Here is a 1,543-nt window from a genome sequence, read left to right as displayed (position 1 = left end):
GTTTTGTTATTTAAACAAACAATTATCTGAAATTTGTTCTTTGTTTCAAAATCGTAAACTTGATCTTTCTTATTGTTAATCTCCTTTCTTGATGTTTTCTCATCTTTTGATCAGTTCATACATCACAAAGTTACTGAGATAAAAATAAAGCATTTTAGACACGTCAAGATTCATCCAATCAATGGATGCTCCTCTTCTTGTTGAAGAAGAAATAAGAATTAAGACACTACATGATATGCAAGTTTTAGACACACCTCCAGAAGAAAGATTTGACAGAATAACAAAGATTGCACAAATTATATTCGATGTTCCAATCGCACTAGTTAGTTTAGTTGATAGTAATAGACAATGGTTTAAGTCATGTGCTGGATTATCTGCTAAAGAAACCCCTAGAAGTATGTCTTTTTGTAGTCATGCAATTTATGAGCAAGAATTAATGACAATTAATGATGCAACAAAGGATATTCGTTTTTTAGATAACCCTCTTGTCACCGGTGTTCCATACATTCGATTCTATGCTGGAAAACCAATACGTGCTCCTAATAACCAAATGTTGGGAACTCTATGTATCATTGATACTAAACCTCGTGACTTTAGTAAGGCAGATAAAAGTATCTTAAGTGATCTTGCAAAATGGGTGGAAAGTGAATTCAAAAATTTATCCTTAACAAATTCATTGCAAGAAACAGCTAAGCGTTTAGAAAATGCTCAACAAGATCTATTAAAACAAAATCAAAACTTAGAACAAGAAGTTAAGGTAAAGGCTGAACAACTAAAAAATGAAAGAATATCTGTAATGGGAACAATGGCCTCTAGAATAGCTCATGATTTAAAAAATCCTCTACAGGTACTTCAGATTACTTCGGATTTTTTAAGACAAGATCTTGAAAAACATATGGATGATAAAATGCGATTACGATGTAGTACATTACAGAATTCTATTGTTAAAATGAATAGATTGATTGATGACGTGTTAAATTTTGTAAAAACATCGTCATTAAATATAGAAACTTGTTTTTTTTCGAATCTTTTTAGAGATTCAACTACAAATATCATAATACCGCCAAACATTTCTGTTATTCTACCTCAGAATGACTCTCAATTCAAATGCGATGCAAAAAAAATGGAGGCTGTCTTTTCAAATTTATTCTTGAATTCTATTCAAGCAATTGGATATTCTGGCGAAATTAAAATTATCTTAGTTGATTCCTCTGAAAAAGTAAGTATTATTTTTGAAGATTCTGGACCTGGAATTCCTGAAAATGTTTTACCTCGTATATTTGAGCCTCTGTTCACTACCAAGTCCTCTGGCACTGGTTTAGGATTGGGTATTTGTCTCGCAATAATTAAACAGCACCATGGCACTCTTAATGTAAAGAACAATCCTACTCGATTTATTATTGAATTGCCAAAATCCCTCACTCTAAATTAGAATTTTTATCTTTTATCAAAACGGCTCCCTTTTTGAACACACACTTCATTTTTCATTATAACTTTCGTTAGGAGTCAAATGGCGACGACCTATCTATACCCCAAAAGGAAA

General features: G+C 31.8%; 1 protein-coding gene. It reads left to right on the top strand.

Annotated elements, in window-relative coordinates; translation table 11 throughout:
• The first annotated feature begins 181 nt into the window (after positions 1 to 181).
• On the top strand, positions 182 to 1,432 hold the full coding sequence (locus BG20_RS11575; RefSeq protein ID WP_010189713.1) for a GAF domain-containing sensor histidine kinase: 1,251 nt from the start codon (positions 182 to 184) through the stop codon (positions 1,430 to 1,432).
• The last annotated feature ends 111 nt before the right edge of the window (positions 1,433 to 1,543 follow it).

The organism is Candidatus Nitrosarchaeum limnium BG20, assembly GCF_000241145.1.
GTDB lineage: Archaea > Thermoproteota > Nitrososphaeria > Nitrososphaerales > Nitrosopumilaceae > Nitrosarchaeum > Nitrosarchaeum limnae.
Note: the sequence above shows the minus strand (reverse complement) of the source record. Positions and strands in the feature narration are given on the sequence as shown.